Origin of the sequence: Streptomyces sp. NBC_00400 (assembly GCF_036048035.1) — a bacterium.
Classification (GTDB): Bacteria; Actinomycetota; Actinomycetes; order Streptomycetales; family Streptomycetaceae; genus Streptomyces.
This window is the reverse complement of record NZ_CP107940.1, coordinates 2,616,402-2,635,585: the sequence shown is the minus strand read 5'-3', so window position 1 is coordinate 2,635,585 and position 19,184 is coordinate 2,616,402. Positions and strand designations below refer to the sequence as shown.

19 protein-coding genes are annotated in these 19,184 nt (G+C 72.1%); 7 read left to right on the top strand and 12 right to left on the bottom strand.

The features are described 5' to 3' along the window. Positions 1 to 1,578, top strand: coding sequence for a glycoside hydrolase family 3 protein (locus OHS81_RS11450; protein WP_328384696.1), 1,578 nt, complete (start codon positions 1 to 3; stop codon positions 1,576 to 1,578). Positions 1,579 to 1,607: 29 nt separating this feature from the next. Here the strand turns inward: OHS81_RS11450 and nagB are convergent, their stop codons facing one another. Beyond that, positions 1,608 to 2,390, bottom strand: coding sequence for a glucosamine-6-phosphate deaminase (gene nagB / locus OHS81_RS11445; RefSeq protein ID WP_328384695.1), 783 nt, complete (start codon positions 2,388 to 2,390; stop codon positions 1,608 to 1,610). Between the two features lie 699 nt (positions 2,391 to 3,089). Here nagB and OHS81_RS11440 point away from each other — a divergent pair. After that, positions 3,090 to 4,562: a sensor histidine kinase gene (locus OHS81_RS11440; protein WP_328391059.1), complete on the top strand. Its 1,473-nt coding sequence runs from the start codon at positions 3,090 to 3,092 to the stop codon at positions 4,560 to 4,562. A 179-nt stretch (positions 4,563 to 4,741) separates the two neighbouring features. On the opposite strand, the gene OHS81_RS11435 is transcribed toward OHS81_RS11440, so the two are convergent. Both OHS81_RS11435 and OHS81_RS11430 read right to left on the bottom strand, forming a co-directional pair. Next, a complete protein-coding gene (locus tag OHS81_RS11435) occupies positions 4,742 to 4,999 on the bottom strand; it encodes a WhiB family transcriptional regulator (RefSeq protein ID WP_003983230.1) in 258 nt (85 codons plus the stop codon). A 321-nt stretch (positions 5,000 to 5,320) separates the two neighbouring features. After that, positions 5,321 to 6,304 (bottom strand): diacylglycerol/lipid kinase family protein, encoded by a 984-nt coding sequence (locus OHS81_RS11430; RefSeq protein ID WP_328384694.1) that lies wholly within the window; start codon positions 6,302 to 6,304, stop codon positions 5,321 to 5,323. A 95-nt stretch (positions 6,305 to 6,399) separates the two neighbouring features. Here OHS81_RS11430 and OHS81_RS11425 point away from each other — a divergent pair, with 95 nt between their 5' ends. Continuing rightward, entirely contained in the window at positions 6,400 to 6,864 is a 465-nt protein-coding gene (locus tag OHS81_RS11425; RefSeq protein ID WP_328384693.1) for a hypothetical protein, read from the top strand. Between the two features lie 173 nt (positions 6,865 to 7,037). Here OHS81_RS11425 and OHS81_RS11420 read toward each other — a convergent pair whose 3' ends face one another. The 4 genes from OHS81_RS11420 to OHS81_RS11405 all read right to left on the bottom strand — a co-directional run bounded on the left by OHS81_RS11420 (position 7,038) and on the right by OHS81_RS11405 (position 9,528). Next, positions 7,038 to 7,997, bottom strand: coding sequence for an RNA polymerase sigma factor SigF (locus OHS81_RS11420; protein ID WP_328391057.1), 960 nt, complete (start codon positions 7,995 to 7,997; stop codon positions 7,038 to 7,040). A gap of 43 nt (positions 7,998 to 8,040) precedes the next feature. Next, positions 8,041 to 8,454, bottom strand: coding sequence for an anti-sigma factor (locus tag OHS81_RS11415; protein WP_003985353.1), 414 nt, complete (start codon positions 8,452 to 8,454; stop codon positions 8,041 to 8,043). Positions 8,455 to 8,746: 292 nt separating this feature from the next. Further along, positions 8,747 to 9,235, bottom strand: a complete 489-nt coding sequence (locus OHS81_RS11410; RefSeq protein WP_093636763.1) for a GNAT family N-acetyltransferase — start codon at positions 9,233 to 9,235, stop codon at positions 8,747 to 8,749. Positions 9,236 to 9,267: 32 nt separating this feature from the next. Then, positions 9,268 to 9,528: a UBP-type zinc finger domain-containing protein gene (locus tag OHS81_RS11405; RefSeq protein WP_328384692.1), complete on the bottom strand. Its 261-nt coding sequence runs from the start codon at positions 9,526 to 9,528 to the stop codon at positions 9,268 to 9,270. A 59-nt stretch (positions 9,529 to 9,587) separates the two neighbouring features. Here OHS81_RS11405 and OHS81_RS11400 point away from each other — a divergent pair, with 59 nt between their 5' ends. Next, on the top strand, positions 9,588 to 11,189 hold the full coding sequence (locus tag OHS81_RS11400) for a Na+/H+ antiporter (protein WP_328384691.1): 1,602 nt from the start codon (positions 9,588 to 9,590) through the stop codon (positions 11,187 to 11,189). 117 nt (positions 11,190 to 11,306) lie between these two features. On the opposite strand, the gene OHS81_RS11395 is transcribed toward OHS81_RS11400, so the two are convergent. Together OHS81_RS11395 and OHS81_RS11390 are read right to left on the bottom strand one after the other, a co-directional pair. Beyond that, positions 11,307 to 12,239, bottom strand: coding sequence for a 1-aminocyclopropane-1-carboxylate deaminase/D-cysteine desulfhydrase (locus OHS81_RS11395; RefSeq protein WP_328384690.1), 933 nt, complete (start codon positions 12,237 to 12,239; stop codon positions 11,307 to 11,309). Between the two features lie 71 nt (positions 12,240 to 12,310). Then, the gene (locus OHS81_RS11390; RefSeq protein WP_328384689.1) at positions 12,311 to 12,550 is read right to left on the bottom strand and encodes a hypothetical protein; all 240 of its coding nucleotides are present in this window, start codon (positions 12,548 to 12,550) and stop codon (positions 12,311 to 12,313) included. A gap of 142 nt (positions 12,551 to 12,692) precedes the next feature. On the opposite strand from OHS81_RS11390, the gene OHS81_RS11385 reads away from it, so the two are divergent. The 3 genes from OHS81_RS11385 to OHS81_RS11375 all read left to right on the top strand — a co-directional run bounded on the left by OHS81_RS11385 (position 12,693) and on the right by OHS81_RS11375 (position 14,901). Then, positions 12,693 to 13,550: a helix-turn-helix transcriptional regulator gene (locus OHS81_RS11385; RefSeq protein ID WP_328384688.1), complete on the top strand. Its 858-nt coding sequence runs from the start codon at positions 12,693 to 12,695 to the stop codon at positions 13,548 to 13,550. Positions 13,551 to 13,560: 10 nt separating this feature from the next. After that, positions 13,561 to 14,481, top strand: a complete 921-nt coding sequence (locus OHS81_RS11380) for a glutaminase (RefSeq protein WP_328384687.1) — start codon at positions 13,561 to 13,563, stop codon at positions 14,479 to 14,481. Between the two features lie 186 nt (positions 14,482 to 14,667). Next, positions 14,668 to 14,901 (top strand): hypothetical protein, encoded by a 234-nt coding sequence (locus OHS81_RS11375; RefSeq protein WP_328384686.1) that lies wholly within the window; start codon positions 14,668 to 14,670, stop codon positions 14,899 to 14,901. A 30-nt stretch (positions 14,902 to 14,931) separates the two neighbouring features. Here the strand turns inward: OHS81_RS11375 and OHS81_RS11370 are convergent, their stop codons facing one another. From OHS81_RS11370 to OHS81_RS11360, 3 genes are all read right to left on the bottom strand, one after another. After that, a complete protein-coding gene (locus OHS81_RS11370; RefSeq protein ID WP_328384685.1) occupies positions 14,932 to 15,390 on the bottom strand; it encodes a VOC family protein in 459 nt (152 codons plus the stop codon). 87 nt (positions 15,391 to 15,477) lie between these two features. Further along, entirely contained in the window at positions 15,478 to 16,416 is a 939-nt protein-coding gene (locus OHS81_RS11365; protein ID WP_328384684.1) for a beta-ketoacyl-ACP synthase III, read from the bottom strand. A 357-nt stretch (positions 16,417 to 16,773) separates the two neighbouring features. Then, positions 16,774 to 19,155 carry a heavy metal translocating P-type ATPase gene (locus tag OHS81_RS11360; RefSeq protein WP_328384683.1) on the bottom strand — a complete coding sequence of 794 codons (2,382 nt, stop codon included), beginning with the start codon at positions 19,153 to 19,155 and terminating at the stop codon, positions 16,774 to 16,776. Positions 19,156 to 19,184: the final 29 nt, after the last annotated feature.

Genomic DNA, 19,184 nt, shown 5'->3' with positions numbered 1-19,184 from the left:
ATGACCTCTTTTGCGGGCTCTGCGGGCGCTGCACGCCCGGTACGCTCCACCGACACCCTCACCCGCGATGCGCTCGCCGTCCTCCAGCCGGGCTTCACCGGCACCACCGCCCCCGACTGGCTGCTGCGCCGGCTCGGCGAGGGGCTGACCTCGGTCGGCCTCTTCGGCCGCAATGTCGCCGACCCCGCACAACTCGCCGCCCTGACCGACCGGTTGCGCACCGAACGGGAGGACCTTCTCGTCGCGATCGACGAGGAAGGGGGCGATGTCACCCGCCTCGAAGTGCGCGGCGGCTCCTCCTTCCCCGGCAACCATGCGCTCGGAGCCGTCGACGACACCGCACTGACCCGCGAGGTCGCCAGGGAACTCGGCCGGCGGCTGGCCGACTGCGGCATCAACCTCAACTGGGCCCCCTCCGCCGACGTCAACTCCAACCCCGCCAACCCGGTCATCGGCGTCCGCTCCTTCGGCGCCGATCCGCACCTGGTCGCCCGGCACACCGCCGCCTACGTCGAAGGCCTGCAGTCCACCGGTGTCGCCGCCTGCACCAAGCACTTCCCCGGCCACGGCGACACCGCCGTCGACTCCCACCACGACCTGCCGCGCATCGCCGCCGATCTGGCCACCCTCCGCCAACGGGAGCTGGTGCCGTTCCGCGCCGCCATCGCCGCCGGCACCCGGGCCGTGATGAGCGCCCACATCCTGCTGCCCGCCCTGGACACCGACCGCCCCGCCACCCTCAGCCCGGCCGCGCTGCACGGTCTGCTGCGCGCCCCCGCCGCCGAGGGCGGCCTCGGCTTCGACGGGCTGATCGTCACCGACGGGATGGAGATGCAGGCCATCTCCGCCACCTACGGCCTCGAACGCGGCAGTGTGCTGGCCCTCGCGGCCGGTGCCGACGCCCTGTGCGTGGGCGGCGGACTGGCGGACGAGGACACCGTGCTGCGGTTGCGTGACGCCTTGGTGCGGGCGGTGCACGACGGCGAGCTGCCGGAGAGCCGGCTGGCCGACGCCGCGGCACGCGTGCAGGCCCTGGCGCGCTGGACCCGGAGCGCGGGTGCGGGTGCGGGGGAGGGGGCCGGGCCCGCGCCCGGGATCGGTCTCACCGCGGCCCGGCGCGCCCTGCGCCTCACCGCCGACGGCCCGTACGAGCCCCTGACCTCGCCCGCGTATGTCGCCGCCTTCACCCCGCTCGCCAATATCGCCGTGGGGGACGACACCCCCTGGGGCGTCGCCGCCGAACTGGCCCGGCTGCTCCCGGGCACCGAGACCACCACCTGCACCGCCGAGTCCGCCGCCGCGGCCGGTACCGCCGCGCTGATCGGCGGTCTGCTCACGGCGGCCGGGGACCGCCGCGTCGTCGCCGTGGTCCGCGACGTCCACCGCCACCCGTGGATGGCCGACGCGCTGCGCGCCCTCCTCGACGCCCGCCCCGACACCGCGGTCGTCGAAATGGGCGTCCCCCAGGCCCCGCCCCGGGGCGCCCCGCACCTCGCCACCCACGGCGCCGCCCGCGTCTGCGGCCGCGCCGCCGCCGAAATCCTCACCGGCCTCCGGGGGCCGTCGCACGGGGAGTGAACCCGCTCGCGCCCAGCCGGTCCGTGCTCCTAAAGGCCCTGCCATTCCGGCTTTGCCGCGTAGGTGGCGCGGAAGTAGTCGGCGAGCTTCAGCTTGGCGGCCGCGGCCTCGTCCACGACGACCGTTGCGTGCGGATGGAGCTGCAGCGCCGAAGCCGGGACCAGCGCGGCGACCGGGCCCTCGACGGCACGCGCCACGGCGTCGGCCTTGCCCTCGCCGGTGGCGAGCAGCACCAGGTGGCGGGCCTCCAGGATGGTGCCGATGCCCTGGGTGATGACGTGGTGGGGTACCTCGTCCGGGCTCTCGAAGAACCGGGCATTGTCCGCCCGGGTCTGCTGGGTCAGCGTTTTGATACGGGTACGCGAAGCGAGCGACGAGCACGGCTCGTTGAAGCCGATGTGCCCGTCCGTGCCGATACCGAGCAGCTGGAGGTCCACACCGCCGGCCTCCCGCAGCGCACGGTCGTACGCCTCGCAGGCGGCCTGGACATCCTCGGCCGACCCCTCGGGCCCCATGAACGAGCCCTCGCCGAGGCCGAGCGGCCGGACCACCTCGCGCAGGACCACCGAACGGTAGGACTCGGGGTGCCCGGCCGGCAGGCCGACATATTCGTCGAGCTGGCAGATGCGCGCCCGGGACGCGTCCACCGCGCCGGCCCGGACCTTCGCCGCCAGCGCCTCGTAAATGGGCAACGGGGTAGAGCCGGTGGCCACACCGAGCAGCGCGTCGGGCTTACGGCGCAGCAGGGCGGCGAGGGCCCCCGCGATCAGCTCGCCGCCTGCCGTGGCGTCCGGAACGATGACAACTTCCACGCTTGGCCTGCCGTTCTGGAGAATGGTCTCATGTGGTATAGACCAATCTAACAGAGCGAAGCCCTCCGGACCCGGCGGCACTTCCGAACAAAGGGGCACATTTTCCCCTCGGGGTGATGACACGTCGGCAACCTGTCGTCCGTGGCAGGCGGCTGCCCGCAGGTGCCACCGGCTGCCCTCGGGTACCGCCGGATGTCGTCGGAGCAGCGACTGGGTGAGGAAGAACGGCGCCTTGGTGTTGACCGCGAAGAGGTGGCCGGGGTCCGCTTCGGTGACCTGGGCGGTCCGCTCCCGCCTGCCGGTCGTGCCGACATCGTTGACCAGGATGTCGAGGCCGTCCGCCCATGGAAGGAGGGGTGACACGCACCGGCAAGCCCCCGGAAACACCCGCGGGCCGCGGCGCCGGGACAGGACCCTCAACCTGTCCGGCACCGCAGCCCGGAGCTGACATCGGCCGGCCCCGCCTTGCGGGCGGAAGGCGCCCCTGTGTGCGGTAGGGGCACGGTCCCGTCCAGGGACCGGTCGATCGGAGGCCTCGGCGCAGTCAGGGCAGAGAGCGCTTCGGCCTCGTTCCGCCCTCCTGTGCGGGGAGAGCGGAGGCCTTTTGCTGAATTCTGGACTAGACCATTCTCACTTGTCCATGGCCATGCAGAGACAACAGGTACACGGTACGCCGGTAGGCTCCAAGACGTGCCCTCCATGAACGATCTCGTACGCCAGCACACCGCTCTGAGCGACACCGACCTCGAGTGGCTCCATCTGCTGGTCTCGGAGTGGCAGCTGCTCTCCGACCTCTCCTTCGCCGATCTCGTGCTGTGGGTTCCCACCCTCGACGGCACCCGGTACGTATCGGTCGCCCAGATGCGGCCCAATACGGGCCCCACCTCCTACCAGGACGACATGGTCGGCCATCTCGTTCCCCGTGGCCGCCGTCCCATGCTCGATTCCGCCCTGGACGAGGGCCGGATCGTGCGGGAGGGCGACCCGGAGTGGCGCGAGGAGGTGCCGGTACGCGTCGAGTCCATCCCGGTGCGCCGCGAGGGCCGGGTGCTCGGTGTGATCGCCCGCAACACCAATCTGCTGACCGTGCGCACCCCCAGCCGGCTGGAGCTCACCTACCTGCAGAGCGCGTCCGACCTTGCCCAGATGATCGCTGCCGGAACGTTTCCCTTCCCCGGCCAGCAGGTCGACATGGACGCCTCGCCGCGGGCCGGCGACGGACTGATCCGGCTCGACGCGGACGGCATCGTCCAGTACGCCAGCCCCAACGCGCTCTCCGCCTACCACCGGCTCGGCCTCGCCGCCGACCTCGTGGGCCATCACCTCGGCCAGGCCACCGCCGAACTGGCGCCCGCCCGCGGCCCGGTGGACGAGGCACTGGTCAAGCTCGCCAGCGGCTGGGCCCCCAGGGAATTCGAGGTCGAAGGTGACGAAGGCGTCATTCAATTGCGCGCCATTCCGCTCAAACCCAAGGGGACACACAGCGGTTCACTGGTTTTGCTGCGCGATGTGACCGAACTGAGACGTCGCGAACGGGAACTGATCACCAAGGACGCCACCATCCGGGAAATCCACCACCGGGTGAAGAACAATTTGCAGACGGTCGCCGCACTGCTGCGGTTGCAGTCGCGCCGGATGGATTCCGCGCAGGGCCGCGACGCCCTCAACGAGGCCGTGCGCAGGGTCGGTTCGATCGCGATCGTGCACGAGACGCTGTCCCAGACCCTCGACGAACGGGTCGAGTTCGACGAGATCGCGGACCGGGTGCTGGCCATGGTCGCGGAAATCTCCCCCGGCAAGGTGACCACCCGCCGCACCGGGCGCTTCGGCATCCTGGACGCCGAGGTGGCCACCCCGCTGTCGATGGTGCTCACCGAGGTGCTGCAGAACGCCCTGGAGCACGCCTTCGACCAGGCGGAGCACGGCACGGTCGAGGTCGGCGCGGTACGCGGCGGCAGCCGTGGTGAACCGCGGCTGCTGGTCACCGTCCAGGACAACGGCCGCGGCCTGCCCGAGGGCTTCGATCCGCATCGCGCCGGAAACCTGGGGCTGCAGATCGTACGGACCCTGGTGGAAGGGGAGTTGGGCGGAAAGTTCGACATGGTGCGGGCGCCCGAGCGCGGTACCCAGGTCATCCTCGACGTACCGGTACGCGCCGAGAAGCAGCACTGAGACCGGGCGGCGGCCGACGGGTCCGCCGGCTGCCGCCCGGCCCCGAACAGCAGCAAGCCCCGGACCCATCCGGTCCGGGGCTCAAAGCTATTGCGATGCGATTACGACCGGGCCTGTGAGCTCCGGAGGTGCATCGGGGGTACTGCGCGCTGCGGCTCGGGGGCCACGGGGCTACTGGCTCAGGCGCTGGCGTTGCGCGCCCGGTTACGAGCGGCACGGCGCTTCATCGCGCGGCGCTCGTCCTCGCTCAGACCACCCCAGACGCCGGAGTCCTGGCCGGACTCGAGCGCCCACTGCAGGCACTGCTCCATGACGGGGCAGCGGCGGCAGACGGCCTTGGCTTCCTCGATCTGCAGGAGCGCAGGACCGGTGTTGCCGATAGGGAAGAAGAGCTCGGGGTCTTCTTCGCGGCAAACGGCGCGGTGACGCCAGTCCATGGCTGCTCCATCTCCTCGTGATGACGGGATCGTTGCTTGTGAATGTGAACGCTTTCACGAATCCCTCCGCAAGCAAAGGTCCGAACTCCAGTTGCGAACTGGTGCGGTCCTGTGGAATGAGGAGGGGGATTCGGGCTCTCAAGGGGGCCGGTAAAGCGGCCGTCCCGATCGCCATGAAGAGACTCGCAAACCTCGGCTGCGGATACAACCCCTTCCGGAAACTTTTTTTTGATTCCTTGGTGTCGCCTAGCTCACAGCCGTCATTCCAGGGGGTGGAAACCAGTCTAAACGTTCGAGTGAAAGGACTTTAGGCCCTACTGCTCACACAATCACACGCAGTGCACGGCGAACGCCTGTGAACGTCACACTCGTACGCAGTCCCAGGTGGTCACCGTCCATCTGGAACGGCAGGGGGACCTGCGAATGCAAGGTGAAGTTCGTGAGGTCGTGAAGTGAGAGTGCGTGCTTGCCCCGGGGGCCGCGCTCGGGTGTTGACGTCAGCAATTGGGTGACATACCGGGTCACGGCGGGCGGCGAGAGCTTGCTCAGTGCGAACAGATCCAGGCCCGTGTCGAACGAGGCGTCCGGGGACGGGTAGATCGGCCGATTGCCCAGGTAGGTCCACGGAGCGGTGTTGCAGATTATGGCCAGCGCGAGGTCCTCGACGATCTCCGCCGTACCCTCGGTCCCGCCAGGGCGTTCGAGCGTGAGGATGCCCCGCCGGCGGTTCGCCTCCACCAGGAACTGCCGTACGACCTGTCGCACGTACAGGGCGTGGGTCGAACGCTTGCCGCGTTCGCGCTGCTGCTCGACCCGGCCGACGACGCCGGCGTCGAAACCGAAGCCGGCGCAGAAGGTGAACCAGCGCTCCGGCACGCCCTCGTCCTCGGTCCCCGGTGTGCCCGCGGCCAGTCCCAGGCCGATGGTGCGCTCGGTGCCGTCGCGCAGCGCGTCCAGCAGGGCGCCGGTCGCCTCCACGACGTCATTGGGCAGCCCCAGCGCGCGGGCGAAGACATTGGTGGAGCCGCCGGGGACGACGGCCAGCCGGGGATGGGAGTCCGGATCGGGGCCGCCTGCCAGCAGGCCGTTGACGACCTCGTTGACCGTGCCGTCGCCGCCGAGCGCCACCACCAGGTCGATCTCCCCGCTCTCGGTGGCCTGCCGGGCAAGATCACGGGCATGCCCGCGGTACTGCGTCTGCGCGACCTCCAGCTTGAGGTCGCTGGCGAGCGCGTGGGTGAGCACCTCACGGGTGCGGGCACTGGTGGTGGTTGCTGCCGGATTGACCACGAGAAGTGCGCGCATATGGAGCAGCGTACCTACCTGCCGGTACCGGCCATGCGTCCCGTCCGGCTCCGGGGCTGCCCCGGCGGCCGGGGTGCCGGCGCTACCCTGCTGGGGTGAGCAGTCAGCAGAAGCAGTCCGTGTCCCGAGCCGCCGGCGCCCCCACCACCGCGCCCGAGCCGACCGGCCCGCGGCCCGCCCGGCTGAGCGCCGCGGCGGCACTCACCGCGGTCGAAGGGCTCGCGCTGGCGGCCCTCGGCGGGTACATGCTGTTCATGGGTCTCGCCGGTTCGCCGGACAGTCCGCAGCAGGCGGAAATGGGCGGGCTGACGGTGCTGGCGCTCGCGGTGCTGCCGCTGGTGGCCGCGCGGGGGCTGTGGCTGCGCCGCCGCTGGAGCCGGGGCCCCTCGCTGATCACCCAGATCGTGGCGCTGCCGGTGGCCTGGACGCTGGTCCACGGCGGCGGTGCGCTGATCGCGGCCGGTATCGGACTGGCCGTGGCCGCGGTGGTGGTGCTCGTCCTGCTGGTCAATCCGACGGCTACCGAGGCACTGGGCATCGGGCCGCGGGAGACGCCCTGAGGACCGTCCCGTGGGCGGCCCGTCCGGACGGCCGGGCCTGACGGGAGGGAACCGGGCCTGACGCGAGGGGCGCAGGGCCCTGACGGGAAGGACCGGGCCTGACACGAGGTCCGGGGCCGGACGTGCGAGGGGCGGAGCCCGTGAGAGCCCCGCCCGCCCCGCTCAGTTCCCGTTCACTCCTCGACGAGCAGCTTGTCGCGCAGCTGGGCGAGGGTGCGGGCCAGAAGGCGGGAGACGTGCATCTGGGAGATGCCGACCTCCTGGGCGATCTGCGACTGGGTCATGTTGCCGAAGAAGCGCAGCAGCAGGATCTTCTTCTCGCGCGGGGGCAGGTCCTCCAGCAGCGGCTTGAGGGATTCGCGGTACTCCACGCCCTCCAGCGCCTCGTCCTCCGCACCGAGGGTGTCGGCGACGGCCGGGGACTCGTCGTCGGTGTCCGGGACGTCCAGGGAGAGGGTGCTGTAGGCGTTGGCCGACTCCAGCCCCTCCAGGACCTCCTCCTCGGAGATCGCCAGATGCTCGGCCAGCTCGTGGACCGTGGGCGCGCGGCCGTGCCGCTGGGACAGCTCGGCGGTCGCGGTGGTCAGCGACAGCCGCAGCTCCTGGAGACGGCGCGGGACGCGGACCGCCCAGCCCTTGTCGCGGAAGTGCCGTTTGATCTCGCCGACGACGGTGGGGGTGGCGTAGGTGGAGAACTCCACGCCGCGCTCCGGGTCGAAGCGGTCCACGGACTTGATCAGACCGATGGTGGCGACCTGGGTCAGATCGTCCAGCGGCTCACCACGGTTGCGGAAGCGCCGGGCCAGATGCTCGACGAGCGGGAGGTGCATCCGCACGAGGGTGTTGCGCAGCTCGGCGCGCTCCGGCGAGCCGTCGGGCAGCGTGCGCAGCTCGTAGAACAGCGCACGGGCGCCGCTGCGGTCGTGCGGCTCCTGCGCATGCTGGTGATCCTGCGGCTGGTGTTCGGGGGCCGGCGCATCGTGCTGATGCGCCTGCTGCCCCGGCTGCTCGCTCTGCTCCATGTGGTCCGCCCGCTCTGCCTGCTCCGCCGCATCCAACCGGCCGCCGTGTTCGTCTACGCCCACCGGATGCGGCCGGGCCTGCTGCTCGGGGATGGTCGCACTGGACGCCATCCGCCCGCCGCGTTCGAGATCTTTCACGGGGCCCCCTGTTCGGTCATGACGGTCCGGGACCGGCGCCGCGCTCCTTGTACAGACTGATGGTGACCGTTCGGTCCTCGGCGACCGTGGAATCGACCTTGCCGGCCAGTGCGGAGAGCACCGTCCAGGCGAACGTGTCGCGCTCGGGAGCGCGGCCGTCGGTTGTCGGGGCCGACACGGTCACCTGCAGTGCGTCGTCGATGAGACGGAAGACGCAGCTCAGCACACTGCCGGGGACGGCCTGTTGCAGCAGGATCGCGCACGCCTCGTCGACCGCGATGCGCAGATCCTCGATCTCGTCGAGGGTGAAGTCCAAGCGGGCTGCGAGTCCGGCCGTGGCCGTACGCAGCACGGACAGGTAGGCACCCGCAGCGGGCAGACGGACTTCCACGAAGTCCTGAGTCCCGGGCTCGCCTGCGATCTGGGACACCCTCACCTCCAAGGTGGCACAAGCTGGTTGAGCTGGAAATGCGCGATATTCGCGTTGTTCGGGATATTTCCTGCCGGGTTTTTCTCCCCTCGGACGAAAGGAGAACGATCCGGCGCGACACATGGTTCGGCTGTGACGCTATCGCGATCTGCGGGCCGGTGTCGCCCGGAAGATGCGCGGCTGTCGTCCGGCGCGATCCGGCCCCGGTCCGCCCGGCGCCCTCACTGTCACTGATTGTAAAGCCACGGGTACGGACAGTGGCTAGGGGTGTGCACTGTCAAATCGATGCCGATTACGCTCCGTTGACACGCGAGGTGCCCGCAAGGTTGTGCAGTGCCTCTCCAGTGAGCCGGAAGACCGTCCATTCGTCCATGGGCTGAGCACCGATCGACCGGTAAAAACCGATGGACGGTTCATTCCAATCCAGGACTGACCACTCGAAACGCTCGTATCCACGGGCCACGCAGATCTCCGCGAGGGCCGCGAGCAGCGCCTTGCCGTGGCCGCCGCCGCGCGCCTCGGGACGGACGTACAGATCCTCCAGGTAGACACCGTGCGTGCCCGTCCACGTGGAGAAGTTCCGGAACCACAGGGCAAAGCCGACCGGGGCGCCGCCGTCCTCCGCGATCAGCGCGAAGGCGGCCGGCTGCGGCCCGAACAGGGCCTCCTTCAGCTGAGGCGCGGTGGCCTGCGCGGCCTCGGGCTCGCGCTCGTACGCCGCCAGCTCGCCGATCATGGCCAGGATGACAGGGACGTCGTCGGGGGTCGCTTCGCGGATCATGGGTGAAGGCTAAACGGGCGTCCGGGGACGCTTCACACCAGCTTCTGGTCGGCGAAGCACCAGCGCCAGGACTCGCCCGGTTCCAGCGTCCGCATCACGGGGTGACCGGTCTCCTCGAAATGCCGGGTGGCATGCCGGTACGGCGACGAATCGCAGCAGCCGACATGGCCGCAGACCAGGCACTTCCGCAGCTGTACGGGATGGCTGCCGGCGGCCAGGCACTCCAGGCAGGTGGCGCTCAGCGGGGCCGGTACGGGGCGCGGCAGTTCGGGAACATGCGTGCACTCGCTCATGATGGCCAGGTTAGATCGCCGGGACGGGTGGCGAAGGGTTCGGGGACGGGACGGGTCCGATGGCAGTGATGCCGCTGTTTTTGCTGGTCGCGGGGAGCGCGGCGGTCGCCGGGCTGGCACGCCGTACCCCCGTCCCCGCGCCGCTGCTGCTGGTCACCGCGGGACTCGCGGCCTCCTACATCCCGGGCATCCCGGACTACACCCTCGATCCGCACATCGTGCTGCCGCTGGTGCTGCCCCCGCTGCTGCACACCGCGGCGCTGGACAGCTCGTACCTGGATCTGCGGGCCAATCTGCGGCCGGTGGCGCTGCTGTCGGTCGGCTATGTCCTGTTCGCGACGCTGGCGGTCGGCGGTGTGGCGTACCTCGTCATCCCGGGGCTGCCGCTGACCGCCGCGCTCGTGCTGGGGGCGGTCGTCGCCCCGCCGGACGCCGTCGCGGCCACCGCCATCGCCCGCAGGCTCGGGCTGCCGCACCGGATCACCACGATCCTGCAGGGCGAATCGCTGTTCAACGACGCCACCGCGATCACCGCCTACAAGGTGCTGCTGGCCGCGGCCCTCGGGGCCGGCGCCACCTGGGGCGACGGGATCAGGGAATTCGCCGTCGCCTCGCTGGGCGGCATCGGCATCGGTGTCGTCCTGATGGTGCCGCTGCACTGGCTGCGCGTCCGGCTGCGCGAGTCGGCGCTGCTGGAGAACACCCTCTCGCTGCTCATCCCGTTCTTCGCCTACGCGGCGGCCGAGCAGCTGCACGCCTCCGGGGTGCTCGCCGTCGTCGTGGTCGGCCTCTATCTGGGGCACCGCTCCTGGCAGGTCGACTTCGAGACCCGGCTGCAGGAGGCCGCCGTGTGGAAGGTGGTCTCCTTCGTCCTGGAGTCCGCGGTCTTCGCGCTGATCGGGCTGCAACTGCGGGTCGTGCTGCGCGGGCTCGGGGAGTTCGGCGCGGCGCAGGCCCTCTGGTACGCGGCCGTGATGTTCCTCGCCGTGGTCCTGGCACGCTTCGTGTGGGTCTTTCCCGCGACCTATCTGCCCCGTGCCCTGTCGGCCCGGATCCGTACCCGTGAGCCGGACACGAACTGGAAGGCCCCGGTCGTCGTCGGCTGGGCCGGGATGCGCGGCGTGGTGTCGCTGGCCATTGCGTTCTCCCTCCCCGCCACCGTGCCCGGCGGCGGGTCCTTCCCGGCCCGCAACCTCGTGCTCTTCCTGACCTTCACCACCGTCATCGCCACCCTGGTCGTCCAGGGGCTGACGCTGCCCCCGCTGATCCGCGCGCTGAAGCTGCCGGGACCGGACCCCCAGAGGGAGACGCTTGCCGAGGCGCAGGCGCAGAACGAGGCCTCGCGGGCCGCCGAGGAGCGCCTGGACGAGCTTCTGCGGGACGAGCGCAACGCCCTGCCCGGGCCGCTCGCCGACCGGCTGCGCACGATCATGGAGCGGCGCCGCAACTCGGTGTGGGAGCGGCTGGGCGCGGTCAACGAGGTGACCGGGGAGTCCGCCGACCAGACCTACCGGCGGCTGGCCCGCGAGATGATCGACGCCGAGCGGCGGGTGTTCGTCCAGCTGCGGGACGCCGGCCGGATCGATGACGAGATGCTGCGGACGCTGCTGCGCAGGCTGGACCTGGAGGAGGCGGCGGCCTACCGGGAGGAGGCCTCGTAGGCGGGTGGGGCAGGGCGGGGACCGGGCCCCTCCGGCGGTCGCCGGACCTGCTGCCGTGGCCCGCGGCGCCGGTGTCCCCGGCCCGTGGCCCGGCCCGGGGCTCGGCCGGGCTCGCGCTCAGGGCGTGCCGGTGATCACTGCGGCCACCGTGCTGCCGGGGGAGAAGGCGCCCTCCTCGGCCAGCGTCGTCAGCCCGTACAGCAGCTTGGCGACGTAGATCCGCTCCAGGGGCAGTTCGTGCCGGTCCTCGAAGGCGTCCGCGAACGCGTCCAGTTCCGGGGTGCGGCGGGCGTATCCGCCGCAGTGGAAGCGGCCGTCCAGCCGCCAGTCGCCGCGCGGTCCGCCGAACGCCGCGCGCTGCAGTTCCCCGACCGCCTCCTGGAGGAAGTGCGGGTCGCCGCCCTTGAGTACGGGGACCCCCAGGGCGCGCTGCCCCGGCGCCAGCCCCGCGGCGAGCCCGGCCAGGGTGCCGCCCGTTCCGCAGGCCACCGCGACGGTGTCGGCGGCGCCGTGCAGCTCCCGGCCCAGCTCCGTACAGCCTTGTGCGGCAAGGGAGTTGCTGCCGCCCTCGGGTATGACGCGGAACGCGCCGAAGCGGTCGTGCAGAGCGGCGAGCACGTCCGGGTCACCGGGGCGGCGGTAGCGGGCCCGGTCGAGGAAGTACAGCCGCATACCGTCGGCGGCGCAGCGGGCCAGCGACCAATTGAGCGGGGCGCCGGCGAGTTCGTCGCCACGGACCACACCGATGGTGGCGAAGCCGAGCAGCCGGCCCGCCGCGGCGGTGGCCCGCAGATGGTTGGAGTACGCGCCGCCGAAGGTCAGCAGCGCGCGGTCACCGGCGGCGGCCGCGGCGCGCAGGTTCGGCGCCAGCTTGCGCCATTTGTTGCCCGCCAGATCCGGGTGGATCAGATCGTCCCGCTTGAGCAGCAGCCGCACGCCGCGGCGCGCGAACGGCTCGTCCTCGATCTCCTGGAGGGGCGAGGGCAGGCGCGGGCGCAGGGCGTGCGGATCCGGCAGCGGGCCGGGGGCGGTGCTGGTCACACTGCCCATTGTCCCGGGCGCCGGTGGTGTCCCGGCTGCCGGTGGGGCGGACCGTGCCCTGCCTCCTGACGGGATGTGCGCTACCCGCTCGTGTGCAGGAACGCGTCCCCGTGCGCATTGACATGTGCCTCCAGGGTGTTCAGTGCGTCCTGGGTCGCCTGGGGCGAGCCGCTGCCCCGCCGCTCGGCGAAGTACGCGGCGCCCAGCTTTCTCAGCAGCTCGTTGCCGGCGCGGTTCTGCTGCACCTCGTCGACCTTCTGCTTGCCCTGGTTCAGTGCGCTCTGGGCCTGTTCCTTCGCGCGGTCGAGAAACCCTGACATGTGCCACCTCCGTGAGGTCCGTGTCGTAAGGGATCAACGGCGCGGACGGCCGTGGGGTTCCCGTGCCAGGCTGGGGGATATGGACGAAGAGCGCTACTCGGATGGGCCACCCGGCGTATCCGGCGCATCCGGTGTATGCGGTGTGTCCGGCGGATACCGGGAGCGGGCGTCGCGGCCGGCCGGCGCGGTGCTGTGGACCCGCACGGCACCTCCCACGGCCCGGCCGGTGCTGCCCGACGGCTGTATGGACCTGATCTGGAGCGAGGGCGGACGGCTGCTGGTGGCCGGGCCGGACACCGGGCCGCATTTCCCGGGGGGTGTCGTCCCCGGCGTTCTTGCTCATGGTCCGGGGAGCCCCCATGCCCTGGAGGGCCCCCATGCCCTGGAGGGCCCCCATGCCCTGGAGGGCTCTCATGGCCTGGAGGGCACGGGAGGCACCCCCTTCGTCGGGCTGCGCTTCGCACCGGGGCAGGGGCCGGCCGTCTTCGGTGTACCGGCCCATGAACTGCGCAACCGGCGGGTGCCGTTGGCGGACCTGTGGCCCGCCGGCCGGGTACGGGAGCTCGCCGGGCGGCTGGCGGCGGCACGGGCGACGGGCGACGGGAGCGGTGTGGGGGACGTGGGCGGTGTCGGCGGCGTCGGACGCGTGCTGGAGGAGGCAGCCGGGGTTCGTCTCCAGGACGCTGATGCCACCACGACAGGGGGCCGGACCGCCGCCGTCGCCGCGGCACTCGCCCGCGGCCGCCCCGTCGCCGAGGTGGCGCGGTCCGTCGCGCTGAGCGGACGCCAGCTGCACCGCCTCAGCCTGGACGCGTTCGGGTACGGCCCCAAGACCCTGACCCGGGTGCTCCGGTTCGTCCGCGCGCTCGGTCTGGCGCGCTCCGGGATGCCCCGCGCACAGGTCGCGGTATGCGCCGGATACGCGGATCAGGCGCATCTCGCCCGCGAGGTGAAGGCGCTGGCGGGGGCCCCGATGGGGGTGCTGCTCGCCCCGGGTTAGCGTGTCCGTCATGGACTACCAGGCCGTTCTCGAGGAGGTAGCGGCCCACGCCAGGCCGTATGTGCGACAGGGCAGGGTCGCCGACTACATACCGGCCCTCGAACGGGTGTCAGCGGACCGTTTCGGGATCGCGGTGGCCGATATCCACGGCGAGGTGTACGGCGTCGGCGACTGGGAGATCCCGTTCTCCGTCCAGTCCATCTCCAAGGCCTTCTCGCTGGCGCTGGTGATGTCGCAGAGCCATGACGGACACGACGACATCTGGAAGCGGGTGGGCCGCGAACCGTCCGGTACGCCGTTCAACTCGCTGGTCCAGCTGGAGGCGGAGGACGGCATCCCGCGCAACCCGTTCATCAACGCGGGCGCCCTGGTGGTCACCGACCGGCTGCAGACCCTCACCGGCGACGCCAGCACCTCGATGCTGCACTTCCTGCGTGAGGAGAGCGGCAACCCGGACCTCGCCTTCGACCAGGCGGTGGCCGACTCCGAGGCCGAACACGGCGACCGCAATGCCGCGCTGGCGCATTTCATGGCGTCCTTCGGCAACCTGGAGAACCCCGTCCCCAGCGTCATCGAGCACTACTTCTGGCAGTGCTCGATCGAGATGAGCTGCCGGGATCTGGCCGTCGCCGGGGGGTTCCTCGCCCGCCACGGGCTGCGCGCCGACGGCCGCCGCCTGCTGGAGGCCCGCGAGGCCAAGCGGATCAATGCGGTGATGCTGACCTGCGGGACGTATGACGCGGCAGGGGAGTTCGCCTACCGTGTCGGGCTGCCCGCGAAGAGCGGGGTCGGCGGCGGCATCATCGCCGTGATCCCGGGCCGCTGCACGCTGTGCGTATGGAGTCCCGGGCTCGACGCCCGCGGAAACTCGGTGGCGGGCGCCGCGGCACTGGACCACTTCACGACGCTGACGGGATGGTCGGTGTTCTGACGGGCGGACGGCCCGGTGCCGTCTGCGCGGGTCCTCCGGTCGTCGGCCCGGCGCCGTCCGGTGTGGCTCCTTCGGCCGTCGGCCCGGCACCGCCCCGTGCGCGTCCTTCGGCCGTCGGCCCGGCGCCCCCTTGCCGTTGTGGCCGCCCGGCGGCTGGCGCATCGTGGGCGTAGGAGGTGCACCGCCATGGAGCACGAGATGCGCGCCGAGTACGAGGAAGGCGTCCTGCCGCACGCGGACACGCCGGTGAAGATCTGGCACATGGTGCGGCTGGACGGCACCCTCGCGATGTGCGGGCGGGAGCTGGCGCCGGCGGCCGCCACCCAGACGGCCGACGTCTGGGGCACGCCCAGGGGAGAGCCCTTCTGCCACAGCTGCGGCGCGATGTACCTGCGCGAGCACCCCGGGGACATCGGCTAGGGCGAACGTGTCCCATGGCGGACAGGCCCCCTACGGCAGCGGCGCGAACAGATCGACTCCGTGGCCGTCCGGGTCCTGTACGACGGCGTAGCGCTGCCCCCAGAAGGCGTCCCACGGCGGCTTCTCGCCCGTATAGCCGGCGGCGGTGAGTTCCGCGTAGACCGCGTCGACCCCGGCGGGGCCCGCGCACTCGAAGGCCAGCCCCGTCGGGGTGCCGCCCTGCGGCGGAGTCCAGTCCGGGTCGACGGCCCGCGCGGTCTCGTGGGTGTCCCACATCAGCCGCAGACCGCCGGGGAGCTGCGCCTCGGCGTGCGGGGCGCGGTCCGCGTCGGCGGGGACGTCCAGGCCGAGGCGGCGGTAGAAGGCGAGGGCCGCGGCCATGTCGGCCACGACGATGCCGATGGCGGCGAACCGCGGTGTGGTGGAGGGCGGTGTCGTGGAGGGAGGGGTGCTGGAGGAAGGCGTGCTGGAGGAAGGGGTGCTGGTCATGCGGCGAGCGTAGGGTGTCCGCCGTGCCGCGGTCTTGAACGAATCGGACGCGGCGGCGCCTGCCTCCCGTACGCGGCGGCGCCCGCCTCAGGGGCAGCGGATGACCTGTCCCGCATACGAGAGGTTGCCGCCGAAGGCGAACAGCAGCACCGGAGCGCCGGAGCTGATCTCCCGGCGTTCGACCAGCTTGGACAGGGCGAGCGGCACGGAGGCCGCTGAGGTGTTCCCGGAGTCGACGACGTCCTTGGCGACCACCGCGTTGACCGCGCCGAGCCGTTCCGCGACCGGCTCGATGATCCGCAGGTTGGCCTGGTGCAGCACCACGCCGGCAAGATCGGCGGGCGTGATCCCGGAGCGTTCGCACACCGTGCGGGCGATGGCCGGCAGCTGGGTGGTCGCCCAGCGGTAGACCGTCTGGCCCTCCTGGGAGAAGCGGGCCGGCTCGCCCTCGATGCGCACCGCGCCGCCCATCTGCGGCACCGAGCCCCACAACACGGGACCGATCTCCGGCTCGGGCGAGGCGCTGACCACCGCGGCACCCGCCCCGTCGCCGACCAGTACGCAGGTCGAGCGGTCCGTCCAGTCCACGACCTGGGTGAACTTCTCCGCTCCGATGACCAGCGCATGGGTCGAGGAACCGGCCCGGATGGCGTGGTCGGCGGTGGCCAGCGCATGGGTGAAGCCGGAGCAGACGACGTTGAGGTCCATCGTGGCGGGTGCGTCCAGCCCGAGCCGGGCGGCGACCCGGGCCGCGGTGTTCGGGCTGCGGTCGGTGGCCGTGCAGGTGGCGACCAGCACCAGATCGATGTCCTGCGGGGCCAGGCCACTGGCGGCCAGGGCCTTGGCCGCGGCGGCGGACGCCATGGCGTCCACGGTCTCGTCCGGGGCGGCGACATGGCGGGTGCGGATGCCGACCCGGCTGCGGATCCAGGCGTCGTCGGTGTCGACCATCGTGGCGAGGTCGTCGTTGGTGAGCACGCCGGAGGGCTGGTAATGGCCGAGAGCCAGGACGCGTGACCCGGTCATGAAATCCCCTGTACGTGGGTGGCGGTAGGTCACCAGTCTCACCCCTCACTGCCGGCCGGCGGCTGCGTGAACTGCCAATGTTCCGTCGCCAGAACTGGAGACACTTGTCAGAACCGCGGAGATCCGCCCCCGGAGGTCCACCCCCGGCGTCCGGCCCGGGTCCGGCCCGGGTCCGGCCCGCGGACGGCCCGCAGGGGCGGGGCGCCCGCGGGCGGAGGGCGGCAGCCCGCAGGGGCAGCAGCCCGCCCGATCCAACGGCAGAGCTACCGCGCCCGGGGCGTATTGCTCCCCTCGCGGGCGCGTCCCGGAAGCCTTCCGGGGCCCGTGCGCGGCAGCTCCCGCCGGCGGTCCGGCCTGCTACCCGGCCAGGGCCCGGAAGCGGCGCAGCCGCAGGCTGTTGCCGACGACGAAGACCGAGGAGAACGCCATCGCGGCCCCGGCGATCATCGGGTTGAGGAGTCCGGCGGCGGCCAGCGGCAGCGCCGCGACGTTGTAGCCGAATGCCCAGAACAGGTTGGTCCGGATGGTGCCGAGGGTCGCCCGGGCCAGCCGGATGGCGTCCGCCGCGGCGCGCAGATCGCCCCGTACGAGGGTGAGGTCGCCGGCCTCGATGGCGGCATCGGTGCCGGTTCCCATCGCCAGCCCCAGGTCGGCGCGGGCCAGCGCGGCCGCGTCATTGACGCCGTCACCGACCATCGCGACCGAGCGGCCCTCGGACTGCAGCCGTTCGACGACCGCCACCTTGTCCTCGGGCAGCACCTCGGCGATCACCTCGTCGATCCCGACCTCGGCGGCGACCGCCGCCGCGACGGCGCGGTTGTCGCCGGTCAGCAGGACCGGCGTCAGCCCCAGCGCCCGCAGCCGGCGCACCGCCTCGGCGCTGGTGGGCTTCACCGCGTCGGACACCACCAGCACCGCGCGCGGTGCGCCGTCCCAGCCGACGGTGACCGCGGTACGCCCCTCGGCCTCGGCCGCGGCCTTGGCGGCCGCCAGCTCGGGCGTCAGGAACTGGGACGCCTGGTTCAGCAGCTGCTCGCGGCCCACCAGCACGGTGTGTCCCTCGACCACTCCCCGGACGCCCAGGCCGGGGACGTTCACGAAGTCCTCGGGGGTGGGAAGGAAACCCTCGGGGGCCGGTGCTGCGCCCGATGCGCCGGCCGCGGTCCGCTGCACTGCGCCGGTGGCGATGGCACGGGCGACGGGGTGCTCGGAGGCGTGCTCCAGGGCGCCGGCCAGCCGCAGCACCTCCGGCTCGGTGACGCCCTCGGCGAGGTGGACCCCGGTGAGTGTCATCACGCCGGTGGTGACCGTGCCGGTCTTGTCCAGGACGACGGTGTCCACCCGCCGGGTCGACTCCAGAACCTCGGGCCCCTTGAGCAGGATGCCGAGCTGGGCGCCGCGTCCGGTGCCGACCATCAGCGCGGTGGGCGTGGCCAGCCCGAGGGCGCACGGGCAGGCGATGATCAGGACGGCGACGGCGGCGGTGAAGGCGGCCACCGCGCCGGCGCCGGTGGCGAGCCAGCAGCCGAGGGTGCCGAGGGCGAGCGCGATCACGGCCGGCACGAAGACCGCGGAGATCCTGTCCGCCAGCCGCTGGGCCGCGGCCTTGCCGTTCTGCGCGTCCTCGACCAGCCGCGCCATCCGGGCGAGCTGGGTGTCCGCGCCGACCCGGGTGGCCTCGACGACCAGCCGGCCGCCCGCGTTGACGGTGGCCCCGATGACGGTGTCGCCGGGGGACACCTCGACGGGGACGGACTCACCGGTGAGCATCGAGGCATCCACGGCGGAGGCGCCCTCCAGCACCGTCCCGTCGGTGGCGATCTTCTCCCCGGGCCGTACGGTGAAACGGTCGCCGGCCTGCAGCGCCGCGGTGGGGACCCGGACTTCACGGCCGTCCCGGATCACGGTGACGTCCTTGGCGCCCAGCTCCAGCAGCGCCCGCAGCGCCGCTCCCGCCTTCCGCTTCGCGCGCGCCTCGAAGTACCGCCCGGCCAGGATGAAGGTGGTGACACCGGCCGCGGCCTCCAGATAGATGCTGCCGCTGCCGTCGGTGCGGGCGATGGTCAGCTCGAAGGGGTGCGTCATCCCGGGCATGCCCGCGGTGCCGAAGAACAGCGCCCAGAGAGACCAGCCCAGCGCCGCGAGGGTGCCCATGGAGATGAGGGTGTCCATCGTGGCAGTGCCGTGCCGCAGATTGGTCCAGGCGGCCCGGTGGAACGGCCAGGCGCCGTACGCCACCACCGGCGCGGCCAGGGTCAGCGAGAGCCACTGCCAGTTGGTGAACTGCAGGGGCGGCACCATCGCCAGCAGCACCACCGGGACGGAGAGGGCGAGGGAGATCAGCAGGCGCTGACGGAGCGCGGCGAGCCCGTCGCCGCCGGGCCGGCCGTCCGCCCGGCGGCCCTCGGCCCGGCCGTCCGCCCGGCCGTCCGTCTGCCCGGCCGTCCCGCCGTGGCCTTCGTCACCGGCGGGTCCGACGGTGACCGACGCCGGGGCCGGGGCAGGCGGCTCCGGGACGGCCGCGGTGTAGCCGGTGCGCTCCACGGTGGCGATCAGGTCGGCGGCCTCGACGCCGCTGCCCTGCGCGACGGTCACCCTCGCCTTCTCGGTGGCGTAGTTGACCGTGGCGGTGACCCCCTCCATGCGATTGAGCTTCTTCTCGATGCGGGCGGCGCACGAAGCGCAGGTCATCCCGCCGATCTCCAATTCGACTCCGTGCTCTCCGACCGCGGTCGTCATGGTTGCTCCTCGGTGTGCTGCGCGTGCCC

Bases quoted from the DNA above. Each gene is read 5' to 3' on its own strand.
- OHS81_RS11390 (WP_328384689.1), bottom strand. From the start codon at position 12,550: ATGTCAGGGTTTCTCGACCGCGCGAAGGAACAGGCCCAGAGCGCACTG.
- OHS81_RS11370 (WP_328384685.1), bottom strand. From the start codon at position 15,390: ATGACCAGCACCCCTTCCTCCAGCACGCCTTCCTCCAGCACCCCTCCC.
- OHS81_RS11450 (WP_328384696.1), top strand. From the start codon at position 1: ATGACCTCTTTTGCGGGCTCTGCGGGCGCTGCACGCCCGGTACGCTCC.
- OHS81_RS11410 (WP_093636763.1), bottom strand. From the start codon at position 9,235: ATGATCCGCGAAGCGACCCCCGACGACGTCCCTGTCATCCTGGCCATG.
- OHS81_RS11365 (WP_328384684.1), bottom strand. From the start codon at position 16,416: ATGACCGGGTCACGCGTCCTGGCTCTCGGCCATTACCAGCCCTCCGGC.
- OHS81_RS11360 (WP_328384683.1), bottom strand. From the start codon at position 19,155: ATGACGACCGCGGTCGGAGAGCACGGAGTCGAATTGGAGATCGGCGGG.
- OHS81_RS11430 (WP_328384694.1), bottom strand. From the start codon at position 6,304: ATGCGCGCACTTCTCGTGGTCAATCCGGCAGCAACCACCACCAGTGCC.
- OHS81_RS11375 (WP_328384686.1), top strand. From the start codon at position 14,668: ATGGAGCACGAGATGCGCGCCGAGTACGAGGAAGGCGTCCTGCCGCAC.
- OHS81_RS11420 (WP_328391057.1), bottom strand. From the start codon at position 7,997: ATGGCGTCCAGTGCGACCATCCCCGAGCAGCAGGCCCGGCCGCATCCG.
- OHS81_RS11380 (WP_328384687.1), top strand. From the start codon at position 13,561: ATGGACTACCAGGCCGTTCTCGAGGAGGTAGCGGCCCACGCCAGGCCG.
- OHS81_RS11405 (WP_328384692.1), bottom strand. From the start codon at position 9,528: ATGAGCGAGTGCACGCATGTTCCCGAACTGCCGCGCCCCGTACCGGCC.
- OHS81_RS11400 (WP_328384691.1), top strand. From the start codon at position 9,588: ATGGCAGTGATGCCGCTGTTTTTGCTGGTCGCGGGGAGCGCGGCGGTC.
- OHS81_RS11435 (WP_003983230.1), bottom strand. From the start codon at position 4,999: ATGGACTGGCGTCACCGCGCCGTTTGCCGCGAAGAAGACCCCGAGCTC.
- OHS81_RS11395 (WP_328384690.1), bottom strand. From the start codon at position 12,239: ATGGGCAGTGTGACCAGCACCGCCCCCGGCCCGCTGCCGGATCCGCAC.
- OHS81_RS11440 (WP_328391059.1), top strand. From the start codon at position 3,090: ATGAACGATCTCGTACGCCAGCACACCGCTCTGAGCGACACCGACCTC.